Here is a 19855-nt window from a genome sequence, read left to right as displayed (position 1 = left end):
ACGCGAAACCTCGACTACGAAAGGGAGCGACGTCATGAATGGCAGGCCCTCCGCGCGAATTGTTTTGCTGTTGCTCTTCCTTTTCGCGACGATCTTCCCTCTCTCCTCCGCGCGCGCCGCCGGGAAGGCGGGCCTTTATCTCATCCGGATGGAGCCCTACGGCGCCGACGCCGAGGAATACAGCCGTCCCGGTTGGGGCGGAGGCGCGCACGTCGTCGCCCCCATCCCCGATGTGAACCAGCTCCTCGCGGGAACGGCGGGCCTCGAATTCGTGAACCTCATGACCGAGACCAAAAAGTTCCGAGACTCGGTCACCGGTCTTCGTACGGAACAGCAGACGAGTCAGAATTACGGCCGTCTTTACGTGGGCGCCGAGATCGGCCCGCACGGCGGCGGTTTCTTCCGTCCCCACGTAGGAACCAACATCGCCTGGACCTTCTATTGGATCGACACGGACGTGGTGATTCCGGACGACTCGGCCCGGGAGAACGAGATCCGGCAGGACCTGGAGTCGGAGTGGGAGAACGCCTTCGGCTGGGACGTGACGATCGGCTTGGACCTCAACTTCTCGAACAAAGTCCCCGTCGAGATCGGCGTCCGCTACATGAAGAGTTTCGGCGTCCCCCAACAGCTCGGCGACAAGGCGGAGAAGATCCATCCGGAGTATTTCCAGGTCTACGCCGGCGTCGGCGTCTCCTTCGACGCGTTCCGGAAAAGCTGACGCCGGCGCGTCTCGCCGCTCGGCCCGGGGCGCGCGGCGCGGCCGCCGATTCCCCTTTTCCCTGGATCCCCTCCGAGGCGGGCCGTAGAATCGCCCCGTTGAAGTCGCCTTTCGAGAACGCGGCGACCGCCGCGCGGGGAGCACGACCATGACGCGCACCAAAATCGTCTGCACCATAGGCCCGGCGTCGAGTTCGCCGGAGCGGATCGAAGGCCTGATCGAGGCGGGGATGGACGTGGCGCGGCTCAATTTCTCCCACGGGAGCCTCGAGGACCACGGGCGCACCATCGAAATCATCCGCGAAGCCGCGGCGCGGGCGGGGCGCCCCGTGGCGATCCTGCAAGACCTGGCGGGCCCCAAGATCCGGATCGGTCCGATCGAGGAAGGCCCCGTGCTCTTGGAGACCGGCGCCACCTTCACGCTCACCGCGCGGGTGGTGGTGGGGAACGCCGAGCGCGTCTCGGTCAGCTATCGCGGACTACCGGGGGACGTGCGCGTCGGCGACCCGCTGCTTCTCGCCGACGGCGCGATCGAACTGGCGGTGCTTCGCGTCGACGGCGACGAGATCCTCTGTCGCGTCGTGGTCGGCGGCCCCCTCACCAGCCGAAAAGGGATCAACCTCCCGACCCGCACCATCCAGGCGCCGATCCTCACGGCGAAGGACCTGGAGGATCTCGCCTTCGGCGCCGAGCGGAACGTGGATTACGTGGCGCTCTCCTTCGTTCGGAACCGGGAAGACGTGGAGATCGCCCGCGCCGCCCTGCGGAAGACGGGCGCGTCGATTCCGCTCATCGCCAAGATCGAAAAGCACGAGGCGGTGGACCGTTTCGACGAGATCCTCCCCGTCGTGAACGGCGTGATGATCGCCCGAGGCGACCTGGGCGTGGAGATCCCCATCGAGCGCGTGCCGGAAGTGCAGAAGCGGTTGATCGGGCGGAGCAACCGCGCGGGTGCGCCGGTGATCACCGCCACGCAGATGCTCCGCTCCATGGTCGAGAACCCCCGCCCCACGCGGGCGGAGGTGACCGACGTGGCGAACGCCATCCTCGACGGCACCGACGCGGTGATGCTCTCCGAGGAGACCGCCGTGGGTCGTTATCCGGTGGAGGCGGTTCGCATGATGAAACGGATCGCCGTCGAAACGGAGCGGATGTTTCCACACAAGGAATGGATGCTCCGCTTCGACCGTCGCGGGACGATGACCCCCGAGGAAGCGGTGGCGATCGGCGCCTGCCAGATGGCGGAAAAGGTGCGCGCCTGCGCGATCGTGACGCACACCGTTTCGGGGAGCACCACGCGGCTCGTGGCGCGCTACCGGCCGCGTCATCCGATTCTGGCGCTGACGCCGGACGAGAGCACTTGGCGCCGCCTCGCCCTGGTCTGGGGGGTGATCCCGAAACGCGTCGACGGCGGGAACACGGAATCGGATCTGGTGGCGAGCACGCTCGAGCAGGTCCGGAACGCGGGATTCGCCAAACCGGGGCAGGCGGTGGTGATCACCGCCGGGATGCCGCTCTACGAGCCGGGAACCACGAACTGGATCCGCGTCGCGACCCTTTAGCCCGGACCATGCACGAAGTTCCTACTGCGGAACCGGCCGGAACGCCTATGATTCATGGAAGAGTGAACGCCGGCGCCGGGGTGCGGCGCCCGGGAAGCGAGAGACGCGAGACATGAAGCCGATCTACCTCGATTACAACGCGACCACGCCGATCGCGCCGGAAGCGGCGGACGCGATGATCCCCTACATCCGCGAGCATTTCGGGAATCCCTCCAGCGGCCATCCCTTCGGCGCGCTCGCCAAGCGGGCGGTCGAGCAGGCGCGGGCGGATGTGGCGGCGCTTCTCGGCGCGGATCCGGGAGAAATCGTCTTCACGGGCGGCGGAACGGAGAGCAACAACCTCGCCCTGCTCGGCGGAGCGCTCGCCCGGCGCGACCGCGGCCGTCACGTCATCACTTCCACCATCGAGCATCCCGCGGTGACCGAGGTGTGCGCCGAGCTGGAGAAGCGCGGCTTCCGCGTCACCCGCCTCGCGGTGGACGAGAGAGGGTTCCTCCATCCGGACCGCCTGCGCGAGGCGATCGACGACGACACCATCCTTGTCACCTTCATGCTCGCCAACAACGAAGTGGGGACGATCCTGCCGGTGCGCGAGCTGGCGGAGATCGCGCACGAGCGCGGCGCACTCGTCCACACCGACGCGGCGCAGGCGATGGGGAAGATTCCGGTCCGCGTGGACGATCTCGGCGTGGACCTCCTCTCCGTGGCGGGGCACAAGCTCTACGCGCCGAAAGGGGTGGGCGCGCTCTACATCCGCTCCGGCGCGCGAATCGAGAAGATCCTTCACGGCGCCGATCACGAGCGCGGCCTTCGCCCGGGGACGGAGAACGTGCCGGAGATCGTCGGCCTCGGCGCCGCCTGCCGCGTCGCGGGGGAACGGCTCGAGGAACACATGAGCGCCATGATCCGCGCGCGGGACCGCCTGCACGAGGCGATTCTCCGCGAAGTGGGCGAGAAAAACGTCCGCATGAACGGCCACCCGGTCCACCGCCTCCCGAACACGCTCAGCCTCTCCTTCCGCGGCGTCGAAGCGGACACGCTGCTCACCGAGATCGGCGATCGCGTCGCCGCGTCGGCGGGGGCGGCGTGTCATACCGAGGAGGTGGACATCTCCCCCGTGCTGCAGGCGATGGGGGTGCCGGTGGAGTGGGCGATGGGGACGGTCCGCCTCACCACGGGGCGGGGCACGACCGACGACGACGTGGACCGCGCGGCGAAGATCATCGGCGAGGCGGTGAGGCGTCTCCTTCCGGAGGGGGAGGGCGCCCCCGTCTCCGCCGCTTCCGGCGAGAACGCCGACGTCCGCCTCACCCAATACACTCACGGCCTCGGCTGCGCCTGCAAGCTCCGCCCCCAGGATTTGGAGAAGGTGCTCCGCAACCTTCCGCGTCCCGAGGATCCCAACCTCCTCGTCGGCGCCGACAAGTCGGACGACGCAGCGGTCTACCGCGTCTCCGACGAGCTGGCGATCGTGCAAACCGTCGATTTCTTCACGCCCGTCGTGGACGATCCCTACCGCTTCGGCGCCGCCTCGGCGGCCAACTCGCTGAGCGACGTCTACGCCATGGGCGCCCGCCCGGTCTTCGCGCTGAACGTGGTCGGTTTCCCCGCGGGGCGACTTCCCCTCCGCGTGTTGGAGAGGATCCTCGAAGGGGCGTTCGACAAGGCGCGCGAGGCGGGGGTGATCATCGCCGGCGGCCACACCGTGGACGACACGGAACCGAAGTTCGGGCTCGCCGTCACAGGCTTCGTCCATCCGGACCGTCTCGTGCGGAACGACGGCGCGCGTGCCGGCGACGCGCTCGTCCTCACCAAGCCGATCGGCGTCGGCGTGCTCGCCACGGCGGTGAAGCGCGGCCTCGCCGAAGAGGGAACGGCGGAGAAAATCGCGGACCTGATGGCGGAGTTGAACCGGGCGGCGGCGGAGGCGATGGAAGCGATCGGTGCGAGCGCCTGCACCGACGTCACCGGCTTCGGCCTCCTCGGCCATCTGCACGAAATGACCGCCGGGAGCGGCGTCGACGCGGAGATCCGCGCCTCGGCCGTGCCGCGCCTCGAAGAGGCGCTCCGTTGGATCGCCGCGGGGGTCGTCCCCGGCGGGACGGAAAACAACCTGGAATTCGTCCTCCCCCACGTCGACTTCGACGCCGATGTCCCCGAGGGAGAGCGCGTCCTCCTCGCCGACGCCCAGACCTCCGGCGGGCTCCTCATCGCCCTACCGGAAAAGAAAGCCGGCGCGCTCCTGGAAGACCTTCGCAAGCGCGGCGTGCGCGAAGCCGCCCTCATCGGCCGCTTCACCGCAAAGGGGACGGGAAGGATCCGAGTCGCGCGCTAAAGCGCGCGGCCCCATCTCCGCCGCCGGCGGCGCGCGAAGAAAAACACGCTCTTCTCTTTTTTCATGAACCTTTTCGCGTCCTCCCGCGTCTATCTCTATGTAACCCGACGCGCATCCCCTCTCCCCACGCCGGCCTCCCGCCCACCCCGGCCGACGGAAAGGCGCGGCGGACGAACCGAACGACAGAGTCTCCACGAACCGTGAACGAGGTTCACACTCCGGATGAAGATGCGAAACAAACCCGTGCAGTGGGAAATCGGGATCTTCTTCGCCGCGCTTGCGGTGATCATCGCCTGGAGCGACGGCGGGCGGGATCGGGGCTCGGCGGCGGCGTGGGAGAATACCTTCTCTCCGGCCGACTCATCCCTTCCGGTCAAAGAGATCGGCCCCGCCGCCCCCTGGCTCCGGATCTCCCTCGACGATTCCACCCGTCAACGCCGGTTGACGCCGGCAATCGATCGCGTCACCCGTCTCGGAGAGGACGTCACGGACGGCGCCGGCGACCACAACGACAACGATGCCGAGGGGGTCTTTCGCTGCGTTTGCTGCGGCCAGCCCCTTTTCCATTCCAACGCGAAGTCCACCTCCGGAACCGGTTGGCTCAGCTTCGAGCGATGCATCGGCGACGATGGGACACCCTCGGCTCAAAACAGCCGTCTCGGAAGCATGTGGAGCGAGGTAGTCTGCGGGCGCTGCGGCTCCCATGTGGGATACCTCTTCCCCGACGAGACGAGTCCCACCGAGGTCCGTTACCGGATCAGCGGAGACGCCCTCGTCTTCGATCCCGGGGCGACGGATACCTCGAAAACGTCGCTCTGCGGGACCGGCGGCGGCGGAACGCCGATCCCATCGGAAAACTGGGGCGTGGGACATAGTTACTCCCGCCGTTACGGTTTTTCGCACCTCTACGGAAACGCGATCGAGGAGGACGTGACGCGGATCGGGCGATAAACCCGACCTGGCCGGGACCCTACCCTTGCGCACCACAAGGCGTCCCGGCCACCCCTCCCTCCCCCGCCCGCCGGCGCCGACGGATTCGTCCGAAAGCCCGGCGGGCTTTTCGCGCTTTCGCCGCCGCCGCCCCGCCTCCGCTTGCGCCGCGCGGGAAAACGAATCATCTTTAAGAGAGAGCAACGGCGGAAACGCCCCCGGATCACTCCCCCCCACCCCCCGACCGGTTTGTTCGGTGTTTACAGAGCGCGTGAAAAGAGGAGAAACGGGATGAGAAGGGTGGGCATTACGGCCGGCGCGCTTTTTCTCCTGCTTTCGATCGACATCGGTTGCGAGGCGGAGCGGCGCGCGGCGACGGCGGGTTCCTGCGCCGCGGGCGCGTGGACCTCGCCGGGGGAGACGAACATGACATACGACATCCGTAAAACCGACGAGGAATGGAAACGGGAACTGACGCCGGAGCAGTACACGGTCACGCGCCTCAAGGGGACCGAGCCTCCTTGGAGCGGCGCCCTTCTGCACAACAAGGAAAAGGGAACCTATTTTTGCGCCGCCTGCGGTCAGCCCGCATTCTCTTCTGATGTAAAATATGACTCCGGAAGCGGCTGGCCCAGCTTCCGGCGGCCGCTCGGCGAAAACAACCTGAAGGAGATTTCGGATCCGTCTCTCGGCATGCGGCGGACCGAGGTCGTCTGCGCCCGGTGCGGCGCCCACATGGGACACGTCTTCGACGACGGGCCTCCGCCGGAAGGACTCCGTTACTGCATCAACTCGGCGGCCCTTCGCTTCGAGAAGGCGGCGGAAGCAGAACGGCCGTAACGACGGTCCGGCAAGGCGCGGCCCCGCCATTCGACAACACAACCCATTACATAACAATCTGTTGCGCTACCCCATGCCCTCTCGCGCCCGTTGTACTACATCTAGGGATGAGGATCCACCCCGCCCGGCCGGAAGAGGGGAGCGGGGACACCGGTTCGGCATTCGCCCCGCCGGATCGGCGCGCTTTGCGTCAGGGGCGGCACGGCGGCGGAAAGGCATTGCGTCATGGAAAAGAGCGAGCGAAAAACGGACGTGCTGATCATCGGCGGCGGACCGGCGGGCACCCAGGCGGCCCGCCTCATCAAGGAAAAGAGCCCGGAGACGACGGTGACCATGCTTCGCCCGGAAAGCCACTCCCTCGTGTACTGCGCGATCCCCTATGCGATCGAGGGACTCTTCCCGCTCGCGAGCACCTTCAAGAGCGACGATTTGGTCACGGGCGTCGGCGTCGAGATGATCCGGCAAAAGGCGGTTCGCGTCGATCCGGACACGCGAACGGTGACCCTGGACGACGGCGGCGCGGTTCGTTACGAGAAGCTCTTCATCGCCACAGGCGCTCTTCCCCTGAAGCCGAATCTTCCGGGGGCGGACCTGGAGAACATCTTCACCGTCAAGACGGCGGAGGACGCTCTGGCGATCATGCGCCGGCTGCAGGGAGGCGTCGAGTGCGATCCTCTCCGCCCGCCGAAGAGAGACGGCGATCCGATCCGGGCGGTGGTGATCGGCGCCGGTGCGATCGGCCTGGAGCAAGCCGCCGCCTACCGCGCCCACGACGTGGAGGTCGATCTGGTGGAGATGGCGCCGCACCCGCTGCCGAATCTGATCGACGCCGACATGGCCGGCGACGTGATCCGCGAGATGGAGAGACTGGGCGTCCGCCTTCATCTCGGCGCCGCCGTGGAGAGATTCCTGGGCGAGAAGCATCTGGCGGGCGTCGTCCTGTCGAACGGGGAGAAGATCGATCTGCGACCGGGACGGGACTTCGCGGTCCTCGCCGTGGGCATGCGGCCGGATTTGCGATGCGCCGAAGGGATCGGCCTCGACATCGACCGGGACGGGATCGTCGTGGACGACCGGATGCGGACCCGGGTGCCGAACATCTGGGCCGCGGGCGACTGCGTCGCTTTCAAGTCGGGGGTGGACGGTCGGCCCATCGGCGGGAAGCTGGCCACCAACGCCGTGCCGATGGGAAAGACGGCGGCCATGGACATGCTCGGCCTGGAGACCCATTACCCCGGCTTTTTCAACGGCGCGGTCACGGTGGCGGGGAATCTCCGCGTCGGCGGCACCGGCTTCACCGAGGCGACGGCGCGATCGCGCGGTTTCCGCACTCTCTCGACCTTCGGAGAAACCGCCACCCGCTTCCCGATGATGCCGGGCGCGGGCAAGGTCCGGGTGAAACTGGTCTTCGATCGGGAATCCCGGCGCATTCTGGGGGGGCAGGTGATCGGCGACGAAGCGGTGGCGGAGCGAACCGATCTCCTCACCCTCGCCGTCCAACACCGCCTCGTGGCGCGGGATCTCTCCCGGTTCAGCTACTGCGCGCAACCCTGGCAGACCTTCTACCCCGCCCGGAACGCGATCGTCGAGGCGGCGACGCGGGCCGCCGAGACGCCTTGCGACGGAGAGGGGTGACGGGACAAGGAAAAGCGGACGTGACCGGGGAGGGTGACGCGGCTATAATGGCCCCGTGGGACAACATCCGGAACCGGTCCGTCCCTTCTCTCCGTCCCGGCGACGATCGGGACGCGATCGGGGGAGGCGCCGGTCCGTCAGGGGGATGGGTATCGTGTTTGCCTTTCGCGCCGCCGCCCGAAAAACGGCCCTTTCGTTCGCGGTAGCCGCTCTCGTCGCTTCCGGCGGTTGCGCCGGATCCAAGGACGCCGCGGGGACCAACATCCTGCTCGTCACTCTCGACACCACCCGGGCGGACTATCTGAGTTGCTATGGCTATCAAGGACCGGTCCGGGCCACCCCGAACCTCGATTCCCTCGCCGCCGACGGCGTCCGCTTCGACAGGGCGATCTCCGCGTCGGCCGCCACGCCCGTCTCCCACGCCACGATCCTCACCGGCGTCTACCCCTACCGCCACGGCGTTCGCGTGATCTACGCCGAGGAAGGCTACTTCCTCGCCGACTCGGTGGCGACGCTCGCGTCGATCCTCGGTGAAAAGGGATGGGACACGGGCGCCGTGCTCAGCTCCTTCACCGTCTCCGAGTTCTACGGCTTCGACCGCGGATTCCGCTATTTCGACAGCGGGATATCGGACGATCCGGAAGCGGCCTTCCGGCCGAAGGGGAACGGGCTCTGGGGCTGGGAGGTGGAGAAGAACCAGCGCCGCTCCGACGCGACCACCGACGAGGCGATCCGCTGGCTGGAGGGAGCGAAACGCCCCTTCTGTCTTTGGGTGCACTACTGGGACCCGCACGACGAAAGGCTCCTTCCCCCCGAGGAAAACCAGCGGCTCTTCGAGACGGACACGAAAGACATCTACGAGAGGAAACGGCTGCAGTACGCCGGCGAGATCCATTACATGGATTCCCAGTTCGGGCGGCTGATCCGGCGGTTGAAGGAGAGCGGCGAATACGACAACACGGCGATCGTGGTGGTGGCGGATCACGGCGAGGGACTCGGCGACCACGGCTGGTGGAACCACAGGATTCTCTACCAGGAACAGATCCGCGTTCCCCTGATCGCCAAGATTCCCGGATGGCCGGCGGGAGAGGAGATCGCCGCCGCGGTGCGGTCCGCCGACACGATGCCCACGCTGCTCGCCGCGGCCGGCGTGGCGCCCCCGCCCGGACTGGACGGCCGGGACATGACGCCCGTGGTGCTCGGCGAGGAGGAGGAGCCGCGCACCGCCTACGCGGACGCGATCAACCTGTACGACCTCAACGCCGGCATGGTGCGGCTCCGCCCGGACGACAGCCTGCTCCACTCGTTGATCGACGGCGATTGGAAGCTGATCCACCGTCCCCTCCTCGAGGGGAAGGACGAGCTGTACCGCCTCTCGTCGGATCCGCGCGAGGAGACGAACCTCGTCGAGGAGGAGCCGGATCGGGCGACCCGCCTCCGCGAGGCGCTGGACCGTTTCAACGGATACGTCCGCGACTCGTTGGGCGAGGCCGCCGACCCGGAGACGTTGGAGCGCCTGAAGGCCCTCGGCTATGTGGGCGATTGAGAATCCCGGCGCCTCCCCGCGACCGGCTCCGGAGGGAGATCCGCCCGGCAAAACGCCCGCCATCCTCCTCCTCGGCTGGCTCGCCCTCCTTCTACCCTGGGCATGGCTGGTCCGCCGGTTCTGGTTCGTCACCGACGACGCCTATATCTCCTTCCGCTACGCGCGCAATCTCGCCTCCGGCCTTGGCCTTCGCTACAACCCGGGCGAACACCCGCCGGTTGAGGGTTACAGCGACTTTCTCTGGGTGATCCTCTGCTCGCTTTTCGAGCGCCTGCGCCTCGACATCGAAACCGCGCCCCTTATCCTGTCGGCGGCCTGCGGCGCCCTTCTCCTTTTCCTGGTTTTCCGGCTCCTGCTCTTCCGCTTCCGCATGCATCCGCTCCCCGCTTTCCTCGGCGCCCTCTCCCTCGCCGCCGCCCCCTCCTTCGCGCTCTGGTCCACCGGCGGATTGGAGACGATCCCCTTCGCGCTCCTCCTCTTCCTCGCCGCCGAGAGGATGCTCCTCCGCCGCACCGGGTCGGCGCCTCTCGCCGGGGCGATTCCCGGGCTCGCCGCGGCGCTGATGCGTACCGAGGGGATCTTTTGGGCGGCCGGAATCGGCGTCCTCGCCTGGATGCTCGGCGGGGGCGAGGGACGCATGAACCGGCGGGCCGCCCTCCGTTACTTCGCGGTGGTGCTCGCGGGATACGCGGTCTACTTCGCCGCGCGCTACGCCTATTACGGAGAGCCCCTCGCCAACACGGCCTACGTGAAAGCGGGGCTCGGCGGCGCCGTGTTTCTCCGCGGGGCCCGTTATGTCGCCTCCTATTTCCTCGCTTTTCTCGTCCCCTTCTTCATCGTCCCCGGCTTTTTCGCGGCGCGGCGGCGGGCGGGAGGGAAAACCGCCCTCGCATTGGCCGCTCTCGCGGCGGCGAACATCGCCTACGCGGTCGCCGTGGGCGGGGATTGGATGGCGATGGGGCGGATTCTGCTCCCCGCGCTTATCGTGCCCGGGGCGATTCTGATCGCCTTTCTGCTCGACGCGGTCCGCGACGGAGGGGGCGCCCGGCGAAGCGCCGCCGCGGCTCTCCTCGGCGGGGCGATCGTCGCCATGGGCGTCCTCCCCGCTTTCAACATCCACGCGTTCCCACGATCCTTCCTGGCGAAGCTGGACTTCCGCTACCACGCCAGCGCTTTCCGCACCGAGAGAGAGCAATGGGAACAGATGGTCCTCACCAAATCGATCTGGAAATTCTTCGGGAAACAGCTGAAAGAGATCGCCGCGCCGGGCGAGAGCTGCGCCTGCGGAGCCATCGGGGCGATCGGCTACTACTCCGGTTTATACGTATACGACACGAACGGGCTGGTGACGCCCGCCGTCGCGAAGGGGGAATCGGCGGCGGAGGCGCGCTCGCCGGGACACGACAAGCACGTCCCTCTCACATTTTTCATGGATGAAAAACCGACCTACCTGCTCCACGTCACCCCCATGACGAGCAACGTGGCTCTGTCGATGATCCGCCGCTGGCGCGGCGGCCCCTACGGACGGGATTACGTGGCGGCGTCGATTCCCCTCACACAAGAGAGAGGCGCTCCCCCGACCGCCCTTCTCTATTTCCGCCGCATTCGCCCCGAGGAGGATCCGGGAGAGGCGTGGCGGCTCTTCCTCGACGGCTTCTCCGCACGCTGACCGACACGACCGGGCGCCGGCGACCGCGCCGGCATCGGGGTCTTACCCGCCCTCCCCGGCCGCTTGATCGATCCTGTCCCGGATCGCATGCGCCCGCGCCCGCAGCTCGTCGCTTTCCGCCGTTTCGATGACCCGCAAGAGAAGTTCCCGAGCGCCGGACGGATTACCTTCCCGAATAAACCTCTGGGCGCGCCGGAGGAGGACCTCGTTCGGATCGAGCGGCGAGCGCCCCCGGATCTCCGCCAACGCCTCTTGCAGGCGCGCATCCAGGCCGGGATCTCTCGTTTCACCCCTCTCCTCCTCCAGCTCCTGAATCGCCTCGTCGGGGAAACCCTCCGCCTCGCGCGCGAGGGCGCGGGCGATCCGGTCCTCCACCATCGCCAGCCGCGCCGTCCGCGCGATCTCCGGATCCCGCGAATAGCGGAGGCGGGTCCTCTCCAAGGCTTCCGCGTCCTCCCGGGCGCCGTATCGGAGGAAGAGGAGGAGGAGCCTGAGGGCGATCGAGTCGTCGTTCGGCGCGATCCGAAGCGCCGCGAGGAGGGCCTGGATCCCGGGGACGACGGAATCGTCTCCCTCCAGATAGGTCTCCCCCAGTCCGCCGTATCCGGCGGTCCGCCCGGGCGCCTCTTCCATGCAGATCCGGAAGGACGCGCGGGCGCTGTCGAGAAGCGCGCCGGTCGAGTTCGCGGAGGAATCGGCCCGTTCCGCCCGCGACGCGCGCGCCCGCTCCAAACAGTTGATGCCATAATATAGATGAGCGTCGTAGTCCCTGCATTCCGCCGCCGCCCTTCGCAGATAGGCCGCCGCCTCCCCATGCCGGTCGGCGGCCATATGGAACAAGCCCATGCCCGTCAGGGCGATCCGGTTTTCCGTGTCTCTTTTGAGCGCTCCTTCGAGTAGGGCGATAACGTCTTTGGGCGGGGAGTCCTCCATACGCGCCATCAGACTCCCGAGACGGGCGAGCACTTCGACGTATTCCATGCGGCGGAGCACCGGGTCCGGGGATTGCTCCAATCGATTGAAGGTGTACACCTGGTAGGGAAAGCGACCCTCCCACACATACGCGCTCAAATCCTTTTCCAGGTCGGTGATCGAAACGTCGAAGGCGAGCCGCACCGCGTCACTGACCTTTTTCCCCTCTTCCAGATTGTGCAGAAAAGCCTCGATCCTCTCCTCCCGATCCGGGCGGGAGAGGAGGTAATGCATGAGCGCCCAAGACTGACCGTAGAAAATCGTACGTTCTTCGCGCCTTTCGAATTCCCGGTCACCGCGATTGGCGGAGAAGAGGTCCATCATCGGGATCGCCGGCATGCGGCGGAGGTTGTGGACGTGATACTCGATGGGGATTCCCACCTCCACCTCCCGGTCGCCGCGCACATGGAACGTGCTGTAGTACTCCGCCATTCCCTCGTCGAAACAGGGGGGAAGATCCACCCTCACGTTGTTATGGACGAAGTGATGAAAGTACTCGTGGTAGACGATCCGCATGCGGTCCTTGCAGGAGCCCGCGTTCACGACCATGTAGTTTCCGTCCGCTCGGCGGAAGAAGACGCCCGCCGGCGTCTCGTCCCATCCCTTGATCTTCACGTAGCGGGAAAAGTGGTCTTCGTCGCGGAGCAGGTATAGGTAGGTGGGGTCGGGGGAGCGCGGCTCCATGGTGTGGAAGAGAACGCCCAAGACGGCTCGGAGCATGTCCAGATTGCGGACGGTCTCCCGCGTCACGCTCCTGGGCGCGTTGCTGAAGAGGGTGTAATCCGCCGAACGAACCTCGTACCATTCCTCACCCCTTCTCGGAAGAGCCGCGGAAACCTCCACGGCCGCGAGAAAGAGCGGGATCGCCGCAAGCAGCACCGGTCTCGCACGCATAGTCCACCTCCGGTCCGCGCTCCCGAATAGAGTAAGACCCGGATGATTCGATTCCAAGGTATTTTCCGCGTATCGGTTCGGAAGCGTGCGCGACCGGAGACGGAACGGACGGGCGGATAAAGGTTTAACCCTTCACGCCACCCAGGGTGAGCCCCGACACCAGATACCGGTTCAGGGCGAGGAAGAGCGCCACCACGGGGACGCAGACCAGGATCGCCCCGGCGGAATAGTTGGCCCACTCGGTTTGGAAGGTCCCCGCCAGCGATTCCAGGCCGAGGGGGAGCGTGTTGAGTTCGTGGGACTGGATGATGACGCGCGCGACCATGAACTCGGACCAGGCGGAGATGAAGCTGAAGAGCGCGGTGATCATGAGAGCCGGGGCGGAGAGGGGGAGGGTGACCTTGACGAAAGCGCCCACCCGGGACGTGCCGTCCACCATCGCCGCCTCCTCCAGCTCCACGGGGATCGAGTCGTAGTATCCCTTCATGGTCCATACGCAGAAGGGGAGCGCCGTCGCCACGTAGGCGACCACCAGGCCGGACAGGGTGTCGACGAGACCGATCCGCCCGAGCAGGATGTAGAGAGGGAGGAGAAGCATGGTGGCGGGGAACATCTGCGTCACCAGGAAGGAGAGCATCCCCACACCCCGCCCGGGGAAACGGAACCGGGAAAAGGCGTACCCCGCCGTCGAGGCGAGGGTCACGCCGAGCACGGTCACCGCGATCGTCACCAAGAGGGAGTTGCGCATCCACAGAAGGAACGGCTTCTCGAAGAGAATGATCCGATAGGCGTCCAGCGTCGCCCCTTCGGGAATGATCGCGAGGGATGTCGAGTAAAGCCGATCTCCCGGCCGGAGGGAGATGGTGACCACCTGAAGGATCGGATAGATCGTGGCGAGGGTGACGGCGATCAGAAGCAGGTGAAGCACGGTGGATCGGAAGGCGCGCGCGTTCATGCCGCCCCCTCCTTCTCCCTCGTGACGCGCAGGAAATACACCACGAAGGCGAGAAGAATGAGGAAGATCACCAGCGAGAAGGCGGCGGCGTAGCCGTAGCGGTAGTAGTGGAACGCCGCCTTGTAGACATAGGTGACCAGGATGTGCGTCTTGTCCGCCGGCTCGCCCTGGTTGGTCACCAGCCAGATCACGTTCAGGTTGTTGAAGGTCCAAATCGTCCCGAGCACCGCCGCCGGCACGAGCACCGGTTTCAGCAGCGGCAGGGTGATGCGCCGGAGCCGGAACCACCATCCGGCGCCGTCGATGTCCGCCGCCTCGTACAGCTCACGCGGGATCGACTGGAGCCCGCCGAGGGCGATCACCATCATGAAGGGGAAACCGAGCCAGATATTGGCGATGATCGGCGCCGCGAAAGCCCAGTAGGCGTTCGAGAGCCAGGGGACCGGCGGGAGGTGGAGGTTCCGCAGAATCAGGTTCACGGCGCCGAACTCGTAGTTGAACATCCCCTTCCAGGTCAGCGCGGTGATGTACTGGGGCATCGCCCAGGGGAGGATCAGCAGCGCCCGGAACCAGGCGCGCCCGCGGATCTCCTGGTTCAGCAGGATCGCGAGCCCGATGCCGAGTGTAAGGTGGGCGATCACGTTCACACCGGTCCACACCACCGTCTTCAGGAAGATCCGGAGGATCTCCGGTTCGGTGAAGATGGTCCGGAAGTGATCGAACCCGATAAAGCTCGCATCCCGCAGATGGCCGAGGCTCATGTTCGAGAAGGCGATGACGACGTTGTACAGGAAGGGATAGAGCACCACCAGCAGCATCACGATCAGCGCCGGTCCCAGAAGGAGATAGGGGAGATTGTATTTCTTCCAGAAACCCACGGTCAGCCCTCGGTTGGAGGAAAGGATTCCTCCCGGCCGCGAGTCGAATCGCTCTTGTTACTCGTTCATTTCCTTGATCTTCTTGATCGCGTCCGACTGCATCTTCCGCGCCGCCTCCACCGGCGTCGCCTCGCCGTTCAACACGTTCTGATAGGCGGGGCGCATGGCGTCCCAGATCGCCCGCATCTCCGTCACGACCGGCATACGACGGCCGTGGCGGTACTGCTCCCAGGAATCGGCGACCCTCGGGTGGGATTGCACCTTCGGGTCCTCCAGCGCCGCCTTCCGGGTCGGGATGGTCCAGAGCCGCTCGACGTAACGGATCTGCACCTCCGGAGAGGTGAGATAGTCGAGGAGTTCCTTCACCCGCTCCAGCTTCTCCGGTTTCACGTTGGCGTTCACGCTGTAACCGACGCTGGAGATCATGGGCGACGGCCAGTATCCGGTCTCGTCGTTCTTCGGAATCGGCGCGAGGCCGAAATCGACTCCCGCCTCCTCGTAGCCGCGCCAGGACCAGGGGCCGTTGATCAGCATCGCCGCCTTCTTCTCCTGGAAGAGTGTGTGGGCGACTTCATAGTTGCAGTCCTCGGGCATGATCTTCTTCCCCCGCCGCATCTCCTGGAGGAAACGGAGGGCGCCGACCATGGCGGGCGTGTCCAGGGTGGGACGGTATTCCCGGTCCATCACCCATCCCCCCCACGCGCCGAGAAAGGGGACGAGCCAGAAGGGCTCTTTGATGTTGAAGACAAGGCCGTAGCGATCCGGCGCGCCGTCGCCGTTGGTGTCGATCGTCAGCTCCCGGGCGACGCGAACCAGATCTCTCAGGGTCGCCGGCGGCTCGGCGAGCATCTCCCGGTTGTAGAGGAGGGTCAGGTGGTTCCCGACCCGGGCCGGCAACTGCCAGACGTGCCCGTTCAACGTGTCGAAGGCGAGGGGGATGAACTGGCCGAGAAACTCGTCGGAGAAAACCTCGTCGATGGGGAGGATCGTCTCCGCCGTGGAGAGGGGACCCACCTGGTCGGAGGGACCGTAGATGATCTCCGGGCCGCCGCCGCCGAGCGCCGAGGTGAGGAACTGGGTGCGGAGGTTATCCGGCGCGAAATGGGTTTGAGAGATGGTCCAGTTCGGATGGGCGCGGGTGAACTCGTACACCAGTTCCTCGAAAAGCGCCTTCTCGGGCGGATCCATCATCTGCCAGATCGTGATCTCCACCGCTTCGCCCGGGCCGGCGGCGGATCTTCCCCCACCACTCCGGCCGCCGAAGTAGAAACCGAGGAGCACCGCCAGAACCGCCGTGACGCCGATGGCCCACCACAACGCGACCCTCTTCCGCCGGGGCGGCCCCTCGGAGGGAGCGGCCGGCGCGCGGCGGCGCGTCTCTTCCTCGGGCGGCGGGGGCGGCGCGGCGGGCGCGGCGATCGTCTCGCTTTCGCCGGAGCGGCCGATACGGACACCGGTCTCGCCGTGGAAAAAGTGCGCCTCCGAAACGGGGAACCGGATCGAGGCCTCCTCGCCGGCGCGGAGCGGCGTGTCCCCCTCGATGCGGGCGATCACGCGCTTCCCCTCCACGCGCAGGTAGATGTTCGATTCCCCCCCCATCGGCTCCACCAGATCGATCTGCGCCGGCACGCCGCCCCCTCCGGCGAAAACCTCGACCTTCTCCGGTCGCACGCCGAGGAGGACACCCTTTCCCCGGAGTTCCTCCGGCAGGCCGAGACGCTCCCCGCGAAGATCGATTTTCACTCCGGCCACCGTCATCGATTCCCCGTCCCAAAGGACGGGAAGGATGTTCATCGGCGGGGACCCGATGAACTCGGCGACGAAACGGTTCGCCGGTTGCCGGTAGAGATCGAGGGGGCGCGCAACCTGCTGGATCTCGCCGGAGCGAATCACCGTGATCCTCTCCCCCATCGTCATCGCCTCCACCTGGTCGTGGGTCACGTAGACGGTGGTGATCCGGAGGCGCCTGTGGAGCGCGCTGATCTCGGCGCGCATCTGCACGCGCAGCTTGGCGTCCAGGTTGGAAAGGGGCTCGTCGAAGAGGAAGACCTTCGGCTTGCGGACGATCGCCCGGCCGAGGGCGACCCGTTGGCGCTCGCCGCCGGAGAGCTGCTTGGGGAGCTTCGCCAGGAAGGGCGACAGGTTCAGGACCTCCGCCGCCTCCCGAACGAGTTTGTCGATCTCGTCGCGGCCGAAGCCGCGGACCCGGAGGCCGAAGGCGATGTTCTCGTACACGGTCATGTGCGGGTAGAGGGCGTAGTTCTGGAAGACCATCGCCACGTCCCTCTCTCTGGGGGGGACGCCGTTCACCAGGCGATCGTCGATCCGCACCTCTCCCCCGTCCACATCCTCAAGCCCGGAAATCACCCGGAGAACCGTCGATTTCCCACAGCCCGATGGACCGACGAGGACCATGAACTCCCGGTCCCCGATCTCCAGATTCACGTTCTTGAGGACCGGCTTCCCCTTACCGTAGCTTTTCACCAGATTTCGCAGGACGACGCCGGCCATGAGCGCACTCCTTCCGGAAGGCTTCGGAAATCGTCTCCCCAGCGCCCGCCCCCGGGGGCGGCGACGGTTCGGGCTTCTAATCGATTGGATTTTAGGCGTCTAGAAAGAGCGGGTCAACCGTTTCGAGCGATGGGGAATCAGTGGAAAAAAAAAGGCTCCTATGATATGATTTTGATGACTCTATGCCGGTTTTCACTTAATTCGAATGGTAATTCACTGATCCGATCGACGAGGAGGGTTTCTCGATGCGCCATCTGTTCACTTCTCTCGCGGTGGTTCTCCTGCTGACCGGTTTGTGGTGCGGCATCGCGTCGGCCGAAGGGTTCGGCTCGCCCACCATGGACGGCCAGCTCGACGGGGTCTACGGCGCCGCCGAGGCGAGCGATCCCACCGGGGACGGCAACGGCAACGCCAACATGGACCTGATCGATCTGCACGTCTGCAACGATAACAACTTCTGGTACTTCTACTTCTCCATCAACGCCAACATCTCCTCGACGAACTGGGGGAAGTACCGCCTCTACATCGACACCACCAACGACACCGCCGGCGCCACCTCCGACCATTGGCCCCGGAACGTCGTTGTGAACGACACGCACAAGCCGGAGTACGGCCTCGCCACCTGGGTCGATAACGCCCCCTACGGGCCCGAAGACACCCAGTTCTGGGCTTGGGACCAGGGAACGGAAGCGTGGACCCAGTACGGCTCGCTGGACGGCGCGGCGCTGAACGCGTCGACCGTATCCGGAATCGAGTGGAAGATCGCCCGGAGCCGGATCGGCGATCCCGACACGATCTGGGTGGAGGTTTGGTCGACCGGCGGTACCGACGGCGACAACGCCCAGGACACCTCCAACGATCCGGCGGGCGACTGGGACGCCGTCGACTGGTCCAGCCAGGCGGACCTGGACGTCTCGACCATGGTCGTCGTCGCGACCGGCGGCGACACCACGCCGCCGACTGTGGAAAGCGCCACGATCGTCGAGAGCGAGAGGGCCGAGCTTCTGGTCTCCTTCAGCGAGCCCCTCGACCCGACCACCGCGGAGACGGCGGGGAACTACGACGTGACCGGCGTGAACGTGACCGGCGCGGCGCTTCAGACCGACTCCTCCAAAGTGCTCCTCACCCTCGACGCCGACATGGGCCTCGGTTCCTGCATCGCCGTGGAAGCGACGAACGTGGAGGACGTGGCGGGCAACCCGATCGTGGAGAACGGGACCACCAACGTTTACGACTTCTACCTGACCGAACTCACCTTCCGCGCCCAGATGCGGCTCTATCTGCGGAACAACTCCGCGGCGCCCGACCCGGACACGGTAGCCATCGAGGGCGGCGTGGCGCCCCTCACCTGGAATCCTCTGTGCGACGACCTGCTCACCGGCCCGGACGGCGACTCGGTCTTCACCGGCACCTTCGTCTTCCAGAACACCTGCACCGCAGGCGTGACCGACACGACCACGATGGAGTACAAGTTCACCCATCAGTGCGTGAACTGGGAGAGCTCCAGCAACCACGTCTACACCCTGAACGGCGAGAAGGCGCAGGACACGCTGAACATCTGGTGGAACGACGAGGCGCCCGTGGACTTCACCGACAAGCCGATCGACGTGATCTTCTTCCTCCGCCCGAACAAGGACATGGAGTGGGATCGCGTCGTGGACTCGCTCGCCATCAACGGGAGCGAGAGCCCGCTCAACTGGGACACCGAGCCGCCGACCAACCTGCTGCTGGACGACGGCGCGCTTCCCGACTCCCTCGCCGACGACGAGGTGTTCAGCTACAGGATCACCTTCCCGACGGGGACGCGGAAGAGCGTCTACTTCAAGTACCTCTGGAAGAGCGAAACCGACACGACCTACAATTACGAGTGCTTCAACCAGAGCAACCGGGACGTCTTCCTGAACGACACCCTTTACTCCGAGGCGAACCCGATCGTCCTTCCGGTTCATGTGTGGAACTGCTGCCAAACCGCCGTGGACGATGGCGCGCCGACGATCCCGGCCCGCGTGGAGCTCCGGCCGAACGTGCCGAACCCCTTCAACCCGACCACGGAAATCGCCTTCAGCCTTCCCGCCGCGACTTCCGTCGAGTTGGCGATTTATGATGTCGCCGGCCGGATGGTCCGGCAGCTCCTGAAGGGTGAGATGCCCGCCGGACCGAGCGCCGTTTCCTGGAACGGGAAGGACGATTCGGGACGGAGCGTCTCCAGCGGCGTCTACTTCTACCGTCTCCGCGCCGCCGGCGCCGACGAGACACGCAAGATGGTTCTGATCCGGTAATCCATCCCGCCCTCCCACCGGCGGGATCCCATAAGGGGAGAGGCCTTCGGGTCTCTCCCCTTTTTGCTGTCGCGCGCTTTTCCGCGGCCGGAAACCGAACGCAGAGGCGTTTTCCCGCGCCCCGGATCA

Annotated in this window: 13 protein-coding genes; 9 read left to right on the top strand and 4 right to left on the bottom strand. The window is 66.2% G+C overall.

Annotated features, from left to right (window positions below):
- Positions 1–34: 34 nt before the first annotated feature.
- From JW958_13990 to JW958_13955, 8 genes are all read left to right on the top strand, one after another.
- Complete coding sequence (locus tag JW958_13990) at positions 35–721, top strand: outer membrane beta-barrel protein (protein MBN1827366.1); 687 nt, start codon at positions 35–37, stop codon at positions 719–721.
- Positions 722–869: 148 nt separating this feature from the next.
- Positions 870–2282 (top strand): pyruvate kinase, encoded by a 1413-nt coding sequence (gene pyk, locus JW958_13985; protein ID MBN1827365.1) that lies wholly within the window; start codon positions 870–872, stop codon positions 2280–2282.
- Between the two features lie 112 nt (positions 2283–2394).
- The gene (gene selD / locus JW958_13980) at positions 2395–4617 is read left to right on the top strand and encodes a selenide, water dikinase SelD (GenBank protein ID MBN1827364.1); all 2223 of its coding nucleotides are present in this window, start codon (positions 2395–2397) and stop codon (positions 4615–4617) included.
- Between the two features lie 228 nt (positions 4618–4845).
- A complete protein-coding gene (locus JW958_13975; GenBank protein ID MBN1827363.1) occupies positions 4846–5568 on the top strand; it encodes a peptide-methionine (R)-S-oxide reductase in 723 nt (240 codons plus the stop codon).
- 405 nt (positions 5569–5973) lie between these two features.
- A complete protein-coding gene (msrB, locus tag JW958_13970; GenBank protein ID MBN1827362.1) occupies positions 5974–6387 on the top strand; it encodes a peptide-methionine (R)-S-oxide reductase MsrB in 414 nt (137 codons plus the stop codon).
- Between the two features lie 225 nt (positions 6388–6612).
- Positions 6613–8022, top strand: coding sequence for an FAD-dependent oxidoreductase (locus JW958_13965; GenBank protein ID MBN1827361.1), 1410 nt, complete (start codon positions 6613–6615; stop codon positions 8020–8022).
- A 154-nt stretch (positions 8023–8176) separates the two neighbouring features.
- Complete coding sequence (locus JW958_13960) at positions 8177–9568, top strand: sulfatase (protein ID MBN1827360.1); 1392 nt, start codon at positions 8177–8179, stop codon at positions 9566–9568.
- On the top strand, positions 9555–11237 hold the full coding sequence (locus JW958_13955) for a hypothetical protein (protein ID MBN1827359.1): 1683 nt from the start codon (positions 9555–9557) through the stop codon (positions 11235–11237). The genes JW958_13960 and JW958_13955 overlap by 14 nt, the downstream gene beginning before the upstream one ends.
- A gap of 42 nt (positions 11238–11279) precedes the next feature.
- Here the strand turns inward: JW958_13955 and JW958_13950 are convergent, their stop codons facing one another.
- The 4 genes from JW958_13950 to ugpC form a co-directional block, all read right to left on the bottom strand.
- Positions 11280–13103 (bottom strand): hypothetical protein, encoded by a 1824-nt coding sequence (locus tag JW958_13950; protein ID MBN1827358.1) that lies wholly within the window; start codon positions 13101–13103, stop codon positions 11280–11282.
- Positions 13104–13227: 124 nt separating this feature from the next.
- Positions 13228–14058 carry a sugar ABC transporter permease gene (locus JW958_13945; protein ID MBN1827357.1) on the bottom strand — a complete coding sequence of 277 codons (831 nt, stop codon included), beginning with the start codon at positions 14056–14058 and terminating at the stop codon, positions 13228–13230.
- Positions 14055–14876: a sugar ABC transporter permease gene (locus JW958_13940; protein ID MBN1827356.1), complete on the bottom strand. Its 822-nt coding sequence runs from the start codon at positions 14874–14876 to the stop codon at positions 14055–14057. Before JW958_13940 ends, JW958_13945 begins: the two co-directional genes overlap by 4 nt.
- A 117-nt stretch (positions 14877–14993) precedes the next feature.
- Entirely contained in the window at positions 14994–17447 is a 2454-nt protein-coding gene (gene ugpC, locus JW958_13935) for a sn-glycerol-3-phosphate ABC transporter ATP-binding protein UgpC (GenBank protein MBN1827355.1), read from the bottom strand.
- Positions 17448–17692: 245 nt separating this feature from the next.
- Between ugpC and JW958_13930 the strand changes: the two genes are divergently transcribed.
- A complete protein-coding gene (locus JW958_13930; GenBank protein MBN1827354.1) occupies positions 17693–19726 on the top strand; it encodes a T9SS type A sorting domain-containing protein in 2034 nt (677 codons plus the stop codon).
- Positions 19727–19855 lie beyond the last annotated feature (129 nt).

Source organism: Candidatus Eisenbacteria bacterium, from assembly GCA_016930695.1.
Classification (GTDB): Bacteria; Orphanbacterota; Orphanbacteria; order Orphanbacterales; family Orphanbacteraceae; genus JAFGGD01.
The sequence above is the reverse complement of the archived record's forward strand: the minus strand, read 5'-3'. Positions and strand labels throughout refer to the sequence as shown.